Below are 18306 nucleotides of genomic sequence, written 5' to 3'. Positions count from 1 at the left end.
CCACCGATGAAACTCTTACCGATCGTTGCATTGCTGGCCGCCGCTGCTGGCGCCGCCCAGGCGCAGGACGCTGGCGCGCTCATCAACGGCATGTATCCGCAACTGGATGCGATCTACAAGGATTTGCACGCGCATCCCGAGATCGCTTTCCAGGAACAGCGCACGGCCGCCAGGCTGGCGGCGGAAATGCGCAAGATCGGTTTTGAAGTCACGGAAAAAGTCGGCAAGACCGGCGTCGTCGCCATCTACAAAAACGGCCCCGGCCCGATGGTGCTGGTGCGGACCGAAATGGACGCGTTGCCGATGGAAGAGAAAACCGGTCTGCCGTACGCGAGCAAGGTTCCCGCGGCCCACAGCTGCGGCCACGATGTCCACATGACGGCATGGCTGGGCGCGGCGCGCGCGCTGGTGGCGCTGAAGGCGCAGTGGAAGGGCACGCTCATGTTCATCGGCCAGCCAGCGGAAGAAACCGTGTCGGGCGCCAAGGCCATGCTGGAAGACGGCCTGTTCAAACGCTTCGGCAAGCCGGACTATGCCTTCGCGCTGCACTCGTGGCCGCTGGCCTATGGCACCATCGGCTACAACAGCGGCGCCGTGTCATCGAATTCCGATGCGATCGAGATTACCTTCAAGGGCCGCGGCGGCCACGGCTCCGCGCCGGACAAGGCGCTCGACCCCATCGCCATTGCCGCGCGCTTTGTGGTCGATGTGCAGACCGTCATCAGCCGCGAAAAAGATCCGAAGGAATTCGGCGTGGTCACCATCGGCGCCATCAATGGCGGCACGGTCGGCAACATCATTCCCGACACCGTCAAGGTGCGCGGCACTATCCGCACCTACAGCCCGGCGGTGCGCGAAAAAATCCTGGCGGGCGTGCGCCGCATCGCCAACGCTTCCGCCGCCATGGCCGATGCGCCGGCGCCGGACGTCGACCTGATCCCGGGTGGCATCGCCATCGACAACAACGAGGCGCTGGTGACCCGCACCGAAGGCGTGCTGAAGCAAGCCTTTGGCGATGCCAACGTCGCGCTCATGCCTGCCATGACGGCCAGCGAAGACTTCTCGCAGTTCATCAACCAGGGCGTGCCAGGCATGTTCTTCTTCACCGGCGTCTACGACCCGAAGGCGATGGCGGAAGCCGAAAAGGGCGGCAAGCCGATCGCCTTCAATCACTCGCCGTACTACGCGCCGGTGCCCGAGCCATCGATCAAGACTGCGGCCCAGGCCATGACGCTGGCGGTCATGAACGTGATGAACGGATCAGGCGCCAAACCATAAAGCCCAGCACGGCCACACCGAGCAGCAGCACGCCCCACAGCAACAGCAGGCGGCGCTGCGCGGCGGAGGCCGCTTCCACGTCGGCGGCCTGATCGCGGGCCTCGCTGCCAGCCTGCTGGCGGGCCGGTCCCACGCTGGCGTATTCCAGCTTTTGCAGCTCGGCTTCCGAAAAGCCGGGCGCCACCTGTTCGATGCTGCTGGCTGCCGGTGTGGCGCGTTCACGGCCCACGGCCAGTTGATATGGTCCATTGCCGTTACCCAGCAACACCAGCGTACCCGGCTGCCAGCTCAGGTGCAGTTGCGGCTGCACGGTGGCCGGCCTGGTGGTGCGCAACACCCATTGCGGTGCATGGACCGGCGCTACATCGAGATCGCCCGAGGCGCGTACCTGCTCGCCCTGCGTGATGCGGTAGAAGGTGGAATTGAGCACCGGATCAAAACGCCAGCCGGGCTGGCCCACATGGCGCGGCGGCACATCCCGATAGATGCCAAGCTGGCCCGCCAGCACCACATTCGCTTCGCGGAACTGCAGCCCCGCCTTGTCCGGCGCGATGGCCACCGGCACGGTGTACACCAGGTCTTCCGGCTGCTTGCCGGCGGTTGGCGACAGCAGGATCTGCTCGCTGGCGGGCGGCGTGTCGGTGCGGACCGGCTGTTCAGCAGTGATGGTGGCGAACTGCAGCGGCGTGCCCGCGCGCCAGCTCAGGCGCGCGTAGCGGAATGCGCGCGGCGCAAAGTCCAGCCGGTCGTTGACCAGCGTTTGCGCTTCGCGGTTGACCAGCCAGTTCAGTTCTGCTGCGCCCACGGTTTCCCAGCGCTTCATGTCACCGCTGACTTCCAGCCACACTTGCGCGCTGTAGTCGCTTTGATCCGCCGGCAGCGTGAAGCGTAGCGCGGTGATCAGCGGTTGTTCGTCCGCCGCCTTGCCAAGGTCCATCACCAGCGCGGACAGGCGCGCTGGATGGGCGGCATTGTCGCTGGCGTCCGGCTTCACCTTCACCGATAGCAGCCGGCCGTCGGTACTGGTGTTGACGTCCAGGTCGAGTTGCGACGCCGGCCCGCCTTTGCTCATGAGCGGGAACACGGCCAGCGGCAAGTCGCGATGGCTGAGCCGCGTCTCCTGCGGCGGCGAGCGTAGCGCAAAGGCCAGTGGTTTGCCGCTGGCATCGAACGCGCGCACGTCATCCAGCATGGCTGAGCGCGAGCGCAGATACACCTCTTTCGGCAAGCGCACCTGCAGCACGCCCTGCCTGGTGGCGGCGGTCAGCGGCAGGACGTGGGTGTAGTCCTGCGGCGTATCGCCGGGCGCAGCGACGGCCAGCGTGGATACCGCCAAGGCGGCGATCAGAAGATGTTTCATGCGTTCTCCGTTTGCTGCGCAGGGAAGGGCGCGAGATAACCAATGCCCACCATCAGCGCGCCAACGCCGAGGAAGGAAACAATGCGTTCAACGCCGCCGACGTTGGACAGGTCCACCAGGAACAGCTTGGCGACCACGAGTGCCAGCAGGGTGGCGCCGGTGATCCACACCGGGCGCAGCGTGCGGCGCGCGGCATGCCGCATCAGCAGCAGCGCCGTCACGCTCCACACCAGCGACAACATGGCCTGCACGAATTGCGAGGCGAACAGCGCGTCGAAATTGTTGGGCACGCCCATGTAGTGCGACACCGTGCGCAGCAGCGCCAGGTTGAACCAGAAGTAGCCGAACAGCGCGATAAACAACGGCTGCGGCGCGATCCAGCGTGGCGGCCAGTTCGGCGGCAATGCTGCCGGATGCAGGCGATAGGCCGCCGCCAGCAGCACGATGGCGAAGCAGGTGCTCAGGTCCAGCGGGTTGAGCAGCGGGACGTACGGCAACGGCAGCATTGCCCCGTTCTGCGTCAGGTTCCACACGAACACCAGCAGCACCGCCCAGCCGCGTGCGACCGGCAGCAGGCGGCGCTGGTACCAGTCTTCCAGCGGCGCGGCCGGCCAGCCGCCACGCAGGCTGCGCTGCATCAGCCAGGCGACGGCCGCCATCATCAGCCATGAAGGGATGAAGCGCGCCCAGCTTGCGCTGGTGGTCCAGTCGGCGTTGCCCGGCACGTCACCGAGCCAGCGCGTAATCCAGTAGGCGCCGACGGGCCAGATCATCAGCCATGGGCCGCCGACGCGCAGCGCATGCAAAGCACGCAGCAGGATGCCGCGCATATTCCAGCCCTCTCTCTGCCAGACGCGCAACAGCCAGTTGCCAGGCACCCACAACACGGCGTAGCCGATCCACGCGACCAGGTCCGGCATGCTGCTACCGTCGGTGTACAGCGCGGCCAGCATGGCGATATTGGCGCTCAGCAGTGCGGCCCAGACTGGCGTGACCATCCAGCGCAAGCCCGGCCAGTCCAGACGGCGTGCCGCATGCACGCTGGCCACGGTGGTCGCCGCCAGCAGGATGGAGTAAATACAGAACGCCAGGAAGGGGCTGTCGAATGGCGTACTGTGCGTCAGCGCGACCAGCCAGGCGGTCAAATCGGATGCCGCGATGCAGAACCACCACAGGGCGGCGCAGGTCAGGGTGATGCGGTAGATGCTGTACAGGCTGGTACCACGCGCGGGCGACTGCTTCTTCAATACCCAGCTGCTGAAGAAAGCCGCCGCCACAATGATTAAGGAGCCCAGCAGCGGACGCTGGAGCAGATTCGCGGAGGCGGAGGAGGGTTGGGTGATGAACAGTTCCAGCAGCTTGAGGCCGGCCACTGCCTGCACCACCAGTGCGACGGCGCCCGCCAACGGCCACAGCATGCGCCGGGCAATGACATACAGTGCCGTGACCGCAACCATCGCGCTGAACGCCAGTGGCGTGCTCTGGGTTTGCGGCGACAGGCGCAGCAGGATTTCGGCCCACGCCCCGGCCACCAGCCACACGGTGGCGCCGATCAGGAATATGCTGGAGAGCAGACGATAATGGCCGCCGTCCTGCTGCGCACGGAACCGGGTCGCCATCAGGAACGCGGTAATCGCCAGCAGCAGGAAGCCCAGCCAAAGATTGGAGTTCATGGCGTTTTCCGGCGTCATGCCGGTGGATGCGCCGATGAAGGACAGCCAGGCGCCAGCCTGCACCAGCAGGCCGAACATCCAGGCCAGCTTCTGCTTCTGGCGCAAGCCGATCCAGACGATGCCAGCACCTTCCAGCGCCCACGCGGCCGACGTCCAGCGGCCATCGAGCGCGAACGGAATCGCCAGCGTGCCGAACACGACGCCGAGCGCGAGGAAGGCATCCGACAGCAGCGTGTACTGCGGTTTGCGCCGCAGGGCCGTGGCCAGGGAAATATAGAACAGGCCCAGCGCCAGTGCCGAGTACGCCGCACCGAAGGGCATGTCGCGCACCAGCGTGAACTGCAGGCCGAAACCGAGCATGGGCGTGCCGAAGATGAGCGTGCCGTCAACGTAGTTTTTCAGCTTGACGGCCTGCAGGCGCGCGTAGGCCAGCGGGATCGAGACGTAGAACGCGAAGAACAGCAGCAGGAACAACTGCACCGACAGATAGTTCTCCGGCACGTAGCGCAGCACGCCCCATGCGGTGCTGATGGTGAAGGTAAAGGCAAATCCCAGCAGGTTCAACGGACGCCACGAGCGCAGCAGCGCCAGTGCGAACACGCCGGCATTCAGCAGCGCATAGTAGGAGAACAGCCCGATATGACTGCCGCCGCCCGTGGATGCCAGGATCGGTGCGGCAAAGCCGCCGGCAATGCCAAAGATGGCCAGCCACATCGCGTCCTGCAGCACCGCCAGCAGGCAGGTGAAGACGGTCAGCACGAACAGCAGGCCGAAGGCCATCGAACCCGGAATCAGGTGGTAGAGGCGGAAAGCGCCAAACGTGACCAGCATGAGCACCGCCAGCGCGGCCCCTTGCACAGGCAGGCTGATGGCAGGGCGCGAGAGGCGGATGCGCCAGCCCCAGGCCAGCAGCGCGATATCGGCCAGGACGATGCCGGCCAGGCGGAACTCGATCGGCACGCTCACACGCGCGGCCGTGTATTTGAGCAGGAAGCTGACGCCGATAAACAGGATCAGCAGACCCAGCTTGGCCACCAGGTTGCCGCCAAACAGCCAGGCTTTTGCATTGAGCAGCCATTGCGGGGTGGGCGCGGGTGGGCGGGGCGGAATGGTTGTCGCGGATGCGGCGGCGGGCGCGGCTTCCTCGGCCGGTGCCGGTGCCGGCGCAGTCACGGCGTCAATCGCTTCGGCAGGCGTGGCGAGATCCGGCTTGCGCCAGGCTTCGTCCGGGTAGGTGTAGTGTGGTGGGGGCGCGGCGGGGACCGGTGCGGCTATGGGCGGTGCGATGGTTTCTTCACGCGCGGCGCCTGGCACTGGCGTCGCGTCCAGCCGTGCGCGCAAGGTGCCCAGCTCAGCGCGCAGATCCCTGATCTGCTGGTGCGCCTGGCGTGCGGCATTGCGCGCCCGCCAGGCGATACCAAAGGTAAATACTGCAAAAACAAATAAAAGGAATTCCATCAAACGGCTCCCTTGAGAATGTCGCAAAGTATCACAAATGCAACATTGCCTCAACCGAAACGCGATAGACGCCCTTTACCTACCTGGTCGCAGAGATCCAGCGGTCGACGCGCTGTTCCAGTATCGGCAGCGGCAGCGTGCCGTCGCCAATCACCACCTCGTGGAATTTCTGGTAGCTGAACTTGTCGCCCAGCGCCTGCTGCGCGCGTGCCCGCAACTCCAGGATTTTCAGCGAGCCGATCTTGTAGCTCAGCGCCTGCGCCGGCATCACCATATAGCGTTCGATCTGGTTGCGTGCGCGCGGCTCGGTCCAGCCCAGCGTGTCCATCAGATAGCTGACCGCCTGTTCGCGCGTCCAGCTCTTGGCGTGGATGCCGGTGTCCACCACCAGCCGCGCGGCACGCAGCATCTCCGCATTCAGGTGGCCGTAATAGGCGACCGGATCTTCATACAGGCCCATCTCCTTGCCCAGCGTTTCGGAATACAGCGCCCAGCCTTCCGTGTAGGCCGCGCTGTTGGGATTCTCGGTGCTGAACTTGCGGAAGTCCGGCAAGTCCAGCTCCTTGAGCAGCGCCGCGTGCAGGTGGTGGCCTGGCACGCCTTCGTGCAGGAACAGGCTGACCATGTCAACGCGGCTGTACTGCTTGGGATCGTTCACGACCGGCCAGAACACGCCCGGATGCGAGCCGTCCGCCGCCGACGGCGTGTAGTGGTCCGATGCCGTCGCGCGCGTCAGCTCCGGTTCCAGATGCAGCTCCAGCTTGGCTTTCGGGATCAGGCTGAAATAGGTAGGCAGCTTGGTCTGCACCTGCGCATAGATGGCGCGGTAGGCATCCAGCACCTGCTCGTCGGTGGTGAAGATGTTGAACTTGGTCTGTTCGCGCATCCACTGTGGCAGCTGTTTCTCCGGACCGTCATAGCCCAGCTTTGGCCCCAGCACAGTCAGCTGCTGCTGGATACGGGCGACTTCTTTCAAGCCTAGTGCGTGCACCTCATCTGCCGACAACGGCAGGTTGGTGCTGTCCTTGATGTGCGCCGCATACCAGGCTGCACCGTTCGGCAACGCGCTCCAGCCACTGGTGCTGCGGCCCGCTGGCAGGTATTCATTTTCCAGGAAGCTGACCAGACGGTTCAACGCCGGTGCGACCTTGCTGTCCACCGTTTGCAGATAGGCAGCAGTGAGTTTCTTCTTGTCCGCGTCCGAGAACGCGGCCGGGAAGCGCGTAACCGGCGAATAGAACACGCTGGTCTCGGGCGACGCCGCGCGCAGGTTTTGCAGCTGCGGCAGCATGGCGGTGGTAATGGCTTTCGGATGCACCACGCCTTTGCGCATGCCGTCGCGCATATTGGCGATGGCCTGGTCTATCCATGCCGGCAGCTGGTTCAGGCGGCTCAAATAAGCCTGGTATTGCTTGACGGTTTCCAGCGGCTGCGAACCGGTACCGCCGGCATAGTTGGCCAGCGTGCTGGGCACGTTATCCATCTGGTTCAGCGGCAGCAGATGGTCGGGGAACGACTCCATCTGCATGGCGTTGTTCAGTTCGTAGCTCAGCAGGTCGTAGGTCAGTTGGTCTTGCGCGCCAAGCTGGTCGCGGTGTACGGTCATCAACTGCTTTTGCATCGAACGGTACAGCGTGAACTGCGCGGCGCGCACCTTGGGTGAAATCGCCAGGCCGATCTGGTCATCGTAGCGGCTGTCGCCATTCGCGGTGGCGAACAGCAGCGGATCGAATTTGCAGCGCGCGGTGTGGAAGGCCGCGGCCAGCTTTGCCAGCTGCTTCTGCGCCTGCGACGGTTTTGCCGCCGTGACCGCAGGCTTGGCCTGCACAGGCAAGGTATAAGCACCAGCCAGCATCAAGCTGGCCACCAGCACAGAAGTACGCAAACGAGACATAAAGATTTCCTGACCTTTAGAGAAGTTGTTCGGGCGCTAAAGCGAATGAGTCTAGCACCAAACAAGCCACCGGCTGCATCAACAATCGTTATCTGTGGCCCGCAGGTTGGCGCGCAGATTCTCGACCAGGCGCTTGCGGCTGCTGCGCGGATATTCAATGGGTGAAAACGGCATGGCAGCGGCAGCGTAAGCGTCGATCAGCTCATGCATCTGCGGCAGCTGCTGCGCTGGGTAGGCGATCTTGCTGCCGTTCTCGCTGAGCTGGGTCAGCTTCTCCTGCAATACCTCCTTGTACGCAATGTGCGCCTCCGACACGGGATTGGCGACGCACAAGGCAAATGTGCCGTTCAGGAAGAACGACCAGGCGCTGTCGGTGCGCGCCTGCAGGCCGCCGGGAATGGGCGTGCCATCGTCGTAAAAGCTGTCGCGTAAACGCCAGGTGCTCAGATTGAGCGTCGCGAGCGCGGCGGCAAACCGGCTGGTGAAACGGTCCTTCAGATTGGCCGAACTATCGCTGGCGATGGCTTGCAGCGCCTGCGCAATCCACACCAGTTGCGATGGGTGGAAATAGCGCCCCGGCTGTGCGCCCGGCGCCGCCATCGCACCGAAGACATGCGAGCGCAGCTCGCCATTGTCGGTGACGACATAGGCTGGCGCCGGAATCAGCCTGTCGCGGATCAGCGCATTGATTTTTTCAATCGACATCGAACTGGCCCGCGCCAGCTGGTTGTCGTTCAGATAGTGCTTGGCAAGATAGATGTCGAGTTCGGTCATAAGCCTCAAAGAAATAACTGTATTTTTATACAGTATTCTTAAAGCAGGCCGGCGTCAAGCAAGCAATGCAGGTACGGCACGCACCGGGGCGGGGAGGGGCCGCACAGGGGCATGGCGTCTCCGGTTTTTTGAAGTGTGGGGCCAAGAAAGGTACAATGGACCCTTGAACGCTGTAAAAGCAAGAAACAGCAAGAATATCCAAAAACGCCCCCTGCGGCTGTTTTCACCAGCCGCTTGCCGGCAATATTGATAATTTAAAGGTTTTTCATGAGTCTCCAATGCGGCATCGTCGGCCTGCCTAACGTCGGCAAGTCCACCCTGTTCAACGCCCTGACCAAAGCCGGCATCCCGGCCGAGAACTATCCGTTCTGCACCATCGAGCCTAACGTCGGCGTGGTGGAAGTGCCTGATCCGCGCATGGCCGCGCTGGCTGACATCGTCAAGCCTGAGCGCATGGTCAACGCCATCGTTGAATTTGTCGACATCGCTGGTCTGGTAGCGGGCGCGTCGCAGGGCGAGGGTCTGGGCAACCAGTTCCTGTCGCACATCCGCGAAACCGACGCCATCGTCAACGTGGTGCGCTGCTTTGAAGATGACAATGTGATTCACGTTGCCGGCAAGGTCAGCCCGCTGGACGATATCGAAGTGATTCAGACCGAGCTGGCGCTGGCCGACCTCGGCACCGTGGAAAAAGCCATCCACCGCGAAAACAAGAAAGCCCGCTCGGGTGACAAGGATGCTGCCAAGCTGCTGGCGATCATGGAGCGCATTGTGCCGCACCTGAACGAAGCCAAGCCAGTGCGCGCGATGGGCCTGGATGCGGATGAGATGGCCCTGATCAAGCCACTGTGCCTGATCACCGCCAAGCCAGCCATGTACGTGGCCAACGTCTCGGACACTGGCTTCACCAACAACCCGCTGCTGGACCAGCTGACCGCCTACGCCGCCACGCAGAACGCCCCGATCGTTGCCATCTGCGCCTCGATTGAAGCGGAAATCGCCGATCTGGACGACGCTGACAAATCCGCTTTCCTGGCCGACATGGGCATGCAAGAGCCGGGTCTGGACCGTCTGATCCGCGCCGCCTACAAGCTGCTGGGCCTGCAAACCTACTTCACCGCCGGCGTCAAAGAAGTACGCGCCTGGACCATCCACATCGGCGACACCGCGCCACAAGCAGCGGGCGTGATCCACACCGACTTCGAACGCGGCTTCATCCGTGCACAAACCATCGCCTACGACGACTACATCCAGTACAAGGGTGAAGGCGGCGCCAAGGAAGCGGGCAAGATGCGCGCCGAAGGCAAGGAATACGTGGTCAAGGATGGCGACGTGCTGAACTTCCTGTTCAACGTTTAAGTCAAACGCATTTAATGCGTGGGTGCCGGGTTGCAAAGGGCCACGCAGATTGACGCTGAGCCCCGTACTGTGCGTTACGGGGCTTTTTTCAGGGTCATCGCGGAAGTCCGGGATGAACCTGCAGTAAACGCAAGAGAGCAGTAAGGAAGAGTTATTGTGTTTGTGCGACCAAACATATTTCTCAACCTACCGCTCTCATGGCAAATCATATTCTTAGCCTCCCGTTCTGGGAAGGCTTTATTGTGTCCTCTGTCGAAGTTGTCGATAACTGCCTGCATGTGCGCTTGGCGGCCGATCCGGGGTGTCCGCTGATCTGTTCCCATTGCGGCACGCCCGCGCCGGGCGTGCACGACACTGTCTTGCGGACAGTGCGCGACCTGCCGATGGGGGGATTGACCGTATTTTTGAGCATGGCGGTTCACCGGCTAAAGTGTCCGAGTTGTGCTGCCGTTGTTGCATCCAGACGATTAGCTGGCTTGATCGCCATGCCCGTGTGTCGCGCCGCCTGGCGCAGTTTGTCGCGCACTGGAGCGAGAAGCTGCCGATTGCGCATGTATGCGAACTGACCGGCCTTCACTGGGGCACGATTCATCAAATTCACCGCCAAGCCTTGGAGCGCAAGGTGGCGGCGTTGCCACCACCCCAGCCAACCAGGCTGGTCATGGACGAATTTGCCCTGTTCAAGGGGCATCGCTACGCCACGGTGGTCCTGGACGCGGACACCCGGCGCGTGATTTGGGTCTGCGAAGGGCGCAGCCGGGAGGCGATTCGGCCCTTCTTTGCCTGGTTGGGGCCAGAGCGTTGCCGGCGCATCCGGGCCGTGGCCATGGATATGAATACGGCCTTCGATTTGGAGGTCAAGCATCATTGTCGACGGGCCAAAGTCGTCTATGACCTGTTTCACGTCATCGCCAAATATGGCCGCGAGGTGATCGACCGGGTACGGGTCGATGAAGCCAATCGGCTGCGCGACGACAAGACTGCTCGCCAGTATGTGAAGCGGGCACGTTGGCTCCTGCTACGCAATCCGGGCAACGTGCCGGCCGACCAAGCACCAAAGCTGGCCGAACTACTTGCGGCAAACCAAGCTCTGATGACGGTCTACGTGATGAAGGCAAGCTTGAAAGAACTTTGGCAGCCCACCGATCCTTGGCGCTGGCGTGCCGCCTGGCGCACTTGGCAATCGATGGCTTTAAGCAGCGCTATCGAACCGCTGGTTCGCTTTGCAAAACGCCTTGCGCTGTACTGGCGGGGTATCTTGGCCCGCATGCGCTGGCCGATGCACACTGGACAGCTGGAGGGAATCAACAACCGGATTAAGGTAATGAAAAGGATGGCCTATGGCTACCGCGACTCCGATTTCTTCTTCCTGAAGATCAAAGCCGCGTTTCCCGGTAATCCGTGAAGAACCTTTTTTCATTGCCATCTGTGCCCCGCTCACAGCCTTTAGCTCAGTGTTAATTCAGTACGATTGCTTCGCTTGGGCATGAATGCTCGTGGCTTGACCGGCATCTCTGATGGACCTATCATTGCATGCAATATGGCCGACGCCTCTGCACTCTGTGTACGCGTCGGTTTTCATTTGCGCGCTCAAATCCTCCCTCATGGCTGTGGCCATAGCGTCCATTTTTCCCAGCCGGAAAATGCCCCTAGATCCTGCAACGAGATTTGCCGGTTGGTCACCGCCGGGAAGTCATTGATCAGTAAAGTTTTGAAGCGCTGGCCCCAACTGGTGTTTGGGCAAATCACGCGTAGCAGCTGCTGCATCAGACAAAAATAGAAAAACGGACGCGCGCTGTTCAGCTGGCTCGGCCAGTCCGCAGACACAGCCGAGCATTCCAGTACATTGATATTCCACAGGCGGCTGTGGTGCGCCGACACATTGCGGATAAAGTTCAGGCTGCGCAGCCATTGAGCGAAAGCCTGGCCAGTAGGCGCCCCATAGGACGCTGCAATGGCCTGCTGGTCGGCGTGCTGCATACCGGCAAAGAGCTTGGACAGCAAACCAAAGTCCCATACCTCAATTGCTGCCCAAATCGGCAAGGTCCCATACTGCTGTTGATGGTGTGCGACTAACGGCTCCTTGCGAGCCCGCTGCAACATGGACTGGTACTTGATCAGCCAGACCTGATGCTGCGTCTTGCCGGAGTCCGGTCCGCTGGCGATCACTTTTTTGGCGAAGTTCCCATGCAGGCATGCAGGGTTTTCGTGGGCGCGTGGATCGCGTTGCCCCAGCAGGTGCGCCAAATCCACCCGCACCGCCATTTCGATGCGTTCTAACGCATCGAGTGCCAGCATGCGAAGTTTTTTGTCGAATACATACAGGCGCGCCACGTCTTCGAAGCGGCTACCCGGCGTAAAGCTATCCAATCGTACGGCCTTGCCGTGTGCCAGGGACGCAGCTGCGTCTATGGCCCGCAAAGGATACCAATAGCCACTCAGTCGGTAATAGCCCAGGCGCTCCAGATAATCGAGCGCCGCCGCAGGATTGTCTACCTGCAGGCCACGTTCCTGCAACTGCTGCAATTGGTTGGCGAATGAGCGCCAAGGCTTGAGCGGCTTCACGCTGCGGCGTCTCCGTCATTAGTGAGTTTGGCCGTAACCTGCACGGGAATCTTCAATACTGGTCAACAGCGGCCGTCTTGAATTCATTGGTGGCGATGTTACGTCCGGAACCATGTTTGCGCAGTCAGACATCGCTCTCTGCATGGTTAATTTTTATGCCAAAATGAGATTGTTATAACACTCTGCCAGGAGAATGTCATGCCGCGCATCGACCTGAACGTGCCTTTTTCTGAGAGGCATGAAGCAGGGCGACTGTGAAAGGCATCACGACTGCTTGGGGCGACCATCTGCGCTTCCGGATGCGACTCGCCTGATGCGGTTGCTAGAGTGCCGGGGCGGTTGTTGGGTATAATCGCTGGATTGCCTGCCTTACCCCTACTCTAGAAAATACTCCTCATGGCTTCTTCCAACGAAAACGTCAGCATGGCGCTGTTCTGCGATTTTGAGAACGTGGCGCTCGGCGTGCGTGACGCTAACTACGACAAGTTCGATATCAAGCCGGTGCTCGAGCGCCTGCTGCTCAAGGGCAGCATCGTGGTCAAGAAAGCTTATTGCGACTGGGACCGCTACAAGTCCTTCAAGGCATCGATGCACGAGGCGAACTTCGAACTGATCGAGATTCCACACGTGCGCCAGTCGGGCAAGAACTCGGCCGACATCCGCATGGTGGTCGATGCGCTGGACCTGTGCTACACCAAGTCCCACGTCGATACCTTCGTCATCATTTCCGGCGACTCCGATTTTTCGCCGCTGGTGTCCAAGCTGCGCGAGAACGCCAAGAAGGTGATTGGCGTCGGCGTCAAGCAGTCGACCTCCGATCTGCTGGTGGCCAACTGTGATGAATTCATTTTCTACGACGACCTGGTGCGCGAGAGCCGCCGTGCGCGCCGTGAAACCAGTAACGACAAGCCGCAAGTCAAGCGGACGCCGGAGGAAGAGCGCGCACGCCGCGATGAGATGGAGAAGCGCCGCAACCAGGCGGTGGAAATCGCCGTCAATACTTTCGAGGCGCTGGTGCTGGAGCGTGGCGACAGCGGCAAGATCTGGGCCTCGGTGCTGAAGGAAGCGATCAAGCGCCGCAAGCCGGACTTCAGCGAGTCCTATTATGGTTTCCGCACCTTCGGCAATCTGATCGAAGAGTGCAAGGCACGCGGCCATCTGGAGTTTGGCCGTGATGAAAAATCGGGCGCGTATGTGTACCGTGGCAGCGGCGTGCCGCAAGCTGCGAGCGAAGCGCCAGCGCCAGCGGATGGCGCCGCACCGGCCGCATCGGCCACGCCAGCCGACGGCGCCTCGCAGGAATCGCGCCGCAGCCGCAATCGTGGCCGCACTGCCGCAGAACGTTTTGCAGAACGCCAGGCGCAGCGTTTGACGCAGCATCCGCGCGCTGCGCAAGGCCCGGTGGACGGTGCTCCAGCCCAGGCTGCGCCAGTGGAAGCCGCGCCAGTCGAGACGGTTGCTGTGGTGCCGGAAGCGGCGGTTGAACTGCCAGTGGACGCTGCAGCATCGACCCCTTCCAGGAAAAAGAATGGCGCCAAACCGCCAGCACGCAAGATGAAGGATGCTGCCAAGAAGGGCAAGCAGGAAGCGCCTGCGGCGACGGCAGAACCGGTTGTACCGGCGCCGGCCGTCAAGCCAATCGCCCCAGCACCGGCACCAGTGGAAGCTGTAGCAGTTGCCGTGGAAGCGGCGCCGGCTGCTGACAAGCCGGCCAAAGCTGCCAAAGGCAAGTCGCAAGACAAACCGCAAGCGAAGCCAAAAGCCAAGCCTGCGGCCGACAAGCCAGCACGCAAACCTGCTGCACCGCGTGCGCCACGTCCACCGAAAGCGGTTGCGCCTGCCGAGGAATAAGTAATGCCCACGTTGTCCGCCATCATGCTGTACCCGATCAAATCCTGTGCCGGCCTGTCGCTCGAGGAAGCGACGCTGACGCCGCTGGGCGTCATGACCGCGCAGATCTACGATAGGGAATGGATGGTGGTGGACTACAACGGCATGTGCCTGACCCAGCGTGAGCATCCGCGCATGGCGCTGATCAAGCCGGCGCTCAAAGGTACGACGCTGGAAGTGCAGGCGCCGGGCATGCTGCGGCTGGAAATTCCGCTGGGCTTGCCCGATCCGCAAACGGCGCCCACGCTGACCACCAAGGTCTGGGACGACACCGTGCTGGCCTATGACTGCGATGCGCTGACCGCTGAATGGTTCACCAAGGCTATCGGTGTGCCGTGCCGTCTGGCGCGCTTCCACGCCAACGCCGAACGTCCGGTCAGCACCAAGTGGACCAATGGCGTGCAGGCCACCACCATGTTTTCGGACGGCTATCCGGTCCTGGTGGCCGGCAGCGCATCGCTGGACGACCTGAACCAGAAATTGCTGGCTGCCGGCCGTCAGGCGATTCCAATGAACCGTTTCCGTCCCAACCTGGTGATCGACGGCATTGAAGCGTTTGAAGAGGATTACGCCGAATCGTTCCAGATCGGCGAAGTGGTGCTGAAGCCCGTCAAGCCATGCCCGCGTTGCCCGATGCCAGCGATCGATCAGGCCACCGGTACTTACGGGCCGGACCCGATGGACATTATGCAAAGCTACCGCGCCAAGCCGGAAGTGGAGGGCGCATTGTGTTTCGGTATGAATAGCATCTTGACCGCTGGTGCAGACCAGCGCGTGCGCGTGGGCCAGGAAATCGAGGTTACACTGGCTTTTTAAGCAAGCTGGGCATTCCCAAGCGGCGCAACTTGGCGTAATGTGGGAATACGCATGAAATCAGGTGAAGGGCCACTATGACGCAGACCGCAACTGGGAAATTACCGCCTCAGCATGAGCACGCCGAAGCGGCGCATGATCTGGCGGCCGAGAACCGGGCTTTGCGCGCGCGGATGGCCTATCTGCTGGAGCAGGCCGAGCGCAACCATTCCATCATGACCCGGCATCAGGCTTTCGATCTGGAAATAGTCGGCGCTGGCAATTTCCCTGAACTGGTGGGCACCATCTTCCGCGTGCTGCCGGTCATTTCCGAACTCGATAGTGTGACGCTGACGCTGATCGATGAAGACGCCGACATCCGCACCGTCATGGGCAAGCTGGATGTGGTGTTTGAAGATTTTCCCGGACTGATTTTTGTCGAGACGCTGGACGAACTGGGCTTTGACCTGGGCCGCCGCAACGCCTACTCGCCCACGCCCAAGTCGCTGCTGGGCATGTACGACGCGCAGCGCCACGCGCGCTCGTTCCCGAATGCGCCGGGCGGCTTGCAAAGCGTGGCGCTGGTGCCGCTGCTGCGCAACAAGCGCATCATCGGCAGCCTCAACTTGGGCAGCTGCGACCCCACCCGTTTTACGCCCAGCCTGGGCACGGACTTCATCGAGCACATGGCCTCCATCATTGCCATCTGCCTGGAAAACGTCATCAGTAACGAGATGCTCAAGTACATCGGGCTCACGGATTCGCTGACGGGTGTCTACAACCGCCGCTACATCGACCGCCGCCTGCTGGAAGAAATCGCGCGCGCGCGGCGCCAGCAGTATCCGATTTCCTTCATGTACATCGACATCGACCACTTCAAGCGCGTCAACGACACCGTCGGCCACGGCGGCGGCGACGAGGTGCTGCGCGAAGTGGCGGCGCGCATCAAGGACGAGCTGCGCACCTCGGACGCGCTGGCGCGTTTCGGCGGCGAAGAGTTTGTGGTGCTGCTGATTGACGCCAACCTGGAAAGCGCGGCCTTTGTGGCCGAGCGCATCCGCGCCAGCGTGGCAGGCAGCATGATTGTGCTGTCGCCATCGCTGCAATTGTCGGTGACGGTATCGATTGGCGTGGCTTGCCTGGAAGTAGGCACGGCGGAGGGCGAAGCGGAAGTCATCGCGCGTGACCTGATCGCCCGCGCCGACGAGTTGCTGTACGACGCCAAGGAAAACGGCCGCAACCGCGTAGTCAGCACCCGAACTGGTTAGCGCGTCAGGCGCTGCTCGGCGCGGTTGACGGCGTCGGCGCCGCCGCGTAGCACCACGACGTCGCCGGCCTGCAAGGTCGTATCCGGCGTGACTTCCACGCCGCTCTTGCCGCGCCGGATGCTGGCCACTTCCGCGCCCGATGCATGCACATCCAGCGAACCCAGCGACCGTCCCACGCACGGCGCGTTGCCATTCAGCGTGACTGAATGCAGGCGTTCCATGTCGGCCTCTTCATCCACATCGCTCATGCCATGGAAGTAGCCGCGCAGCGAGGCATAGCGCTCCTCACGCGCCACCTGCACGCGGTGCACTACGCGGCGCAATGGCACGCCCAGCATCACCAGGGCGTGCGAGGCCAGCATCAGGCTGCCTTCCATGAGTTCCGGCACCACTTCGGCGGCGCCAGCCTGTTTCAGAAGGTCGAGGTCGGTGTCGTCATGTGAGCGCACGATGACTGGCAGCGACGGCGTCAGCTCGTGCACCAGATGCAGCACCTTGAGCGCCGAGCGCGTGTCGGCATAGGTGATGACGATGGCGCTGGCGCGGTAGATACCGGCCGCGACCAGGCTTTCACGGCGCGCGGCATCGCCATAGGACACTTGGGCGCCGGCGGTCTGCGCTTCCTGCACGCGTTCGGGATCGAGGTCGAGCGCGTGGTAGTCGATTTTTTCTTCGGTCAGCAGGGTTGCCAGGCTCTGGCCGCTGCGGCCGAAACCGCACACGATCACGTGCTTGTTGGTGGACATGGTGCGGCTGGCAATCTTGGTCAGCTGCAGCGACTGCATCATCCACTCGTTGCTGGAGAATTTCATCACGATCTTGTCGGACTGGGCGATGATGAACGGCGCCAGCAGCATCGACAGTACCATCGACGCCAGCACTACCTGCACCACCTGCGAATCCATCAGATTGTGCCCCGCCGCCAGATTCAGCAGCACGAAGCCGAACTCGCCCGCCTGCGCCAGCGCCAGGCCGGTACGCATGGAGACGCCATCGGAGGCGCCAAACAGCTTGGACAGGCCGGCAATCAGCGCAAACTTCAGCAGCACCGGGCCGGCCAGCAGCACCAGCACCAGCCACCAGTTGGCCATCACCAGCTTGACGTTGAGCAGCATGCCGATGGTGATGAAGAACAGCCCCAGCAGCACATCGCGGAATGGCTTGATGTCTTCTTCCACCTGGTGCTTGTATTCGGTTTCGGAAATCAGCATGCCGGCCACAAACGCGCCCAGTGCCAGCGACAGGCCGGCGCGCTCGGTGATCCAGGCCGCGCCCAGCGTCACCAGCAGCAGGTTCAGCATGAACAGTTCCTGCGAGCGGCGCTTGACCACGATGGTGAACCAGCTGCGCATCATCTTCTGGCCAAAGAACAGTAGCAGGGCCAGCACGATGATGGCTTTGACGCCGGCCCAGGCCAGCGTTTCGACCAGCGCGTCCGGACGCTCGCCCAGCGAGGGAATCAGGATCAGCAGCGGCACCACGGCCAGATCCTGGAACAGCAGGATGCCGATGATTTTGCGGCCGTGCTCGCTTTCGAGTTCCAGCCGTTCGGTGAGCATCTTGACCACAATCGCGGTGGACGACATGGCCAGTGCGCCGCCCAGCGCAAACGAGGCTTGCCAGCTGATGTGCAGGGCAGCGGGCAGCTGGGTGGCGATGGCCCAGCCAAACAGCATGGTGGCGATGATGGTGAACACCACCTGCGCCAGCCCGAGGCCGAACACAATCGTGCGCATGGCCTTGAGCTTGGCCAGCGAGAACTCCAGGCCGATCGAGAACATCAGGAATACCACGCCGAATTCGGCCAGGCCGTCGGTGGTTTCGCTTTGTTCGGCCAGGCCCAGCGCGTGGGGGCCGATCAGGATGCCGACGGCCAGGTAGCCGAGCATGGGCGGCAGGTGCATCATGCGGAAGGCGACCACGCCCAGCACGGCGCTGCCCAGTAACAACAGGGTTAATTCCAGAGGTGAAAACGTCATTTCAACATCGCCAGTA

Annotated in this window: 11 protein-coding genes and 1 pseudogene; 6 read left to right on the top strand and 6 right to left on the bottom strand. The window is 62.3% G+C overall.

The features are described 5' to 3' along the window. Positions 1–6: 6 nt before the first annotated feature. Positions 7–1278: an amidohydrolase gene (locus tag GTP58_RS10735; RefSeq protein ID WP_161077517.1), complete on the top strand. Its 1272-nt coding sequence runs from the start codon at positions 7–9 to the stop codon at positions 1276–1278. On the opposite strand, the gene GTP58_RS10730 is transcribed toward GTP58_RS10735, so the two are convergent. The 4 genes from GTP58_RS10730 to GTP58_RS10715 all read right to left on the bottom strand — a co-directional run bounded on the left by GTP58_RS10730 (position 1241) and on the right by GTP58_RS10715 (position 8437). Then, the gene (locus GTP58_RS10730; RefSeq protein WP_161077516.1) at positions 1241–2638 is read right to left on the bottom strand and encodes a DUF3999 family protein; all 1398 of its coding nucleotides are present in this window, start codon (positions 2636–2638) and stop codon (positions 1241–1243) included. The genes GTP58_RS10735 and GTP58_RS10730 overlap by 38 nt on opposite strands. Beyond that, positions 2635–5769, bottom strand: coding sequence for a DUF2339 domain-containing protein (locus tag GTP58_RS10725; protein ID WP_161077515.1), 3135 nt, complete (start codon positions 5767–5769; stop codon positions 2635–2637). Before GTP58_RS10725 ends, GTP58_RS10730 begins: the two co-directional genes overlap by 4 nt. A 79-nt stretch (positions 5770–5848) precedes the next feature. Beyond that, on the bottom strand, positions 5849–7663 hold the full coding sequence (locus GTP58_RS10720) for a DUF885 family protein (RefSeq protein ID WP_161077514.1): 1815 nt from the start codon (positions 7661–7663) through the stop codon (positions 5849–5851). A gap of 78 nt (positions 7664–7741) precedes the next feature. Further along, positions 7742–8437, bottom strand: a complete 696-nt coding sequence (locus GTP58_RS10715) for a DUF6058 family natural product biosynthesis protein (protein ID WP_161077513.1) — start codon at positions 8435–8437, stop codon at positions 7742–7744. A gap of 267 nt (positions 8438–8704) precedes the next feature. Here GTP58_RS10715 and ychF point away from each other — a divergent pair, with 267 nt between their 5' ends. Further along, positions 8705–9796, top strand: a complete 1092-nt coding sequence (gene ychF / locus GTP58_RS10710) for a redox-regulated ATPase YchF (RefSeq protein ID WP_161077512.1) — start codon at positions 8705–8707, stop codon at positions 9794–9796. Between the two features lie 197 nt (positions 9797–9993). Beyond that, positions 9994–11201 (top strand): annotated as a pseudogene (locus GTP58_RS10705) (ISL3 family transposase). Between the two features lie 197 nt (positions 11202–11398). Here the strand turns inward: GTP58_RS10705 and GTP58_RS10700 are convergent. Continuing rightward, a complete protein-coding gene (locus tag GTP58_RS10700) occupies positions 11399–12361 on the bottom strand; it encodes an Abi family protein (protein ID WP_161077511.1) in 963 nt (320 codons plus the stop codon). Positions 12362–12757: 396 nt separating this feature from the next. Between GTP58_RS10700 and GTP58_RS10695 the strand changes: the two genes are divergently transcribed. The 3 genes from GTP58_RS10695 to GTP58_RS10685 all read left to right on the top strand — a co-directional run bounded on the left by GTP58_RS10695 (position 12758) and on the right by GTP58_RS10685 (position 16311). Then, the gene (locus GTP58_RS10695; RefSeq protein WP_161077510.1) at positions 12758–14212 is read left to right on the top strand and encodes an NYN domain-containing protein; all 1455 of its coding nucleotides are present in this window, start codon (positions 12758–12760) and stop codon (positions 14210–14212) included. A 3-nt stretch (positions 14213–14215) separates the two neighbouring features. Then, positions 14216–15067: an MOSC domain-containing protein gene (locus GTP58_RS10690; RefSeq protein ID WP_161077509.1), complete on the top strand. Its 852-nt coding sequence runs from the start codon at positions 14216–14218 to the stop codon at positions 15065–15067. 74 nt (positions 15068–15141) lie between these two features. Then, positions 15142–16311: a diguanylate cyclase gene (locus GTP58_RS10685; RefSeq protein WP_161077508.1), complete on the top strand. Its 1170-nt coding sequence runs from the start codon at positions 15142–15144 to the stop codon at positions 16309–16311. Here the strand turns inward: GTP58_RS10685 and GTP58_RS10680 are convergent. Then, positions 16308–18290: a monovalent cation:proton antiporter family protein gene (locus GTP58_RS10680; protein WP_161077507.1), complete on the bottom strand. Its 1983-nt coding sequence runs from the start codon at positions 18288–18290 to the stop codon at positions 16308–16310. The genes GTP58_RS10685 and GTP58_RS10680 overlap by 4 nt on opposite strands. Positions 18291–18306 lie beyond the last annotated feature (16 nt).

The sequence above is a fragment of the Duganella sp. CY15W genome (genome assembly GCF_009857555.1).
GTDB lineage: Bacteria > Pseudomonadota > Gammaproteobacteria > Burkholderiales > Burkholderiaceae_D > Rugamonas > Rugamonas sacchari.
Note: the sequence above shows the minus strand (reverse complement) of the source record. Positions and strands in the feature narration are given on the sequence as shown.

Coding starts and splice junctions, on each gene's coding strand:
- GTP58_RS10735 (WP_161077517.1), top strand. CDS start 7: ATGAAACTCTTACCGATCGTTGCATTGCTGGCCGCCGCTGCTGGCGCC.
- GTP58_RS10730 (WP_161077516.1), bottom strand. CDS start 2,638: ATGAAACATCTTCTGATCGCCGCCTTGGCGGTATCCACGCTGGCCGTC.
- GTP58_RS10725 (WP_161077515.1), bottom strand. CDS start 5,769: ATGGAATTCCTTTTATTTGTTTTTGCAGTATTTACCTTTGGTATCGCC.
- GTP58_RS10720 (WP_161077514.1), bottom strand. CDS start 7,663: ATGTCTCGTTTGCGTACTTCTGTGCTGGTGGCCAGCTTGATGCTGGCT.
- GTP58_RS10715 (WP_161077513.1), bottom strand. CDS start 8,437: ATGACCGAACTCGACATCTATCTTGCCAAGCACTATCTGAACGACAAC.
- ychF (WP_161077512.1), top strand. CDS start 8,705: ATGAGTCTCCAATGCGGCATCGTCGGCCTGCCTAACGTCGGCAAGTCC.
- GTP58_RS10695 (WP_161077510.1), top strand. CDS start 12,758: ATGGCTTCTTCCAACGAAAACGTCAGCATGGCGCTGTTCTGCGATTTT.
- GTP58_RS10690 (WP_161077509.1), top strand. CDS start 14,216: ATGCCCACGTTGTCCGCCATCATGCTGTACCCGATCAAATCCTGTGCC.
- GTP58_RS10685 (WP_161077508.1), top strand. CDS start 15,142: ATGACGCAGACCGCAACTGGGAAATTACCGCCTCAGCATGAGCACGCC.
- GTP58_RS10680 (WP_161077507.1), bottom strand. CDS start 18,290: ATGACGTTTTCACCTCTGGAATTAACCCTGTTGTTACTGGGCAGCGCC.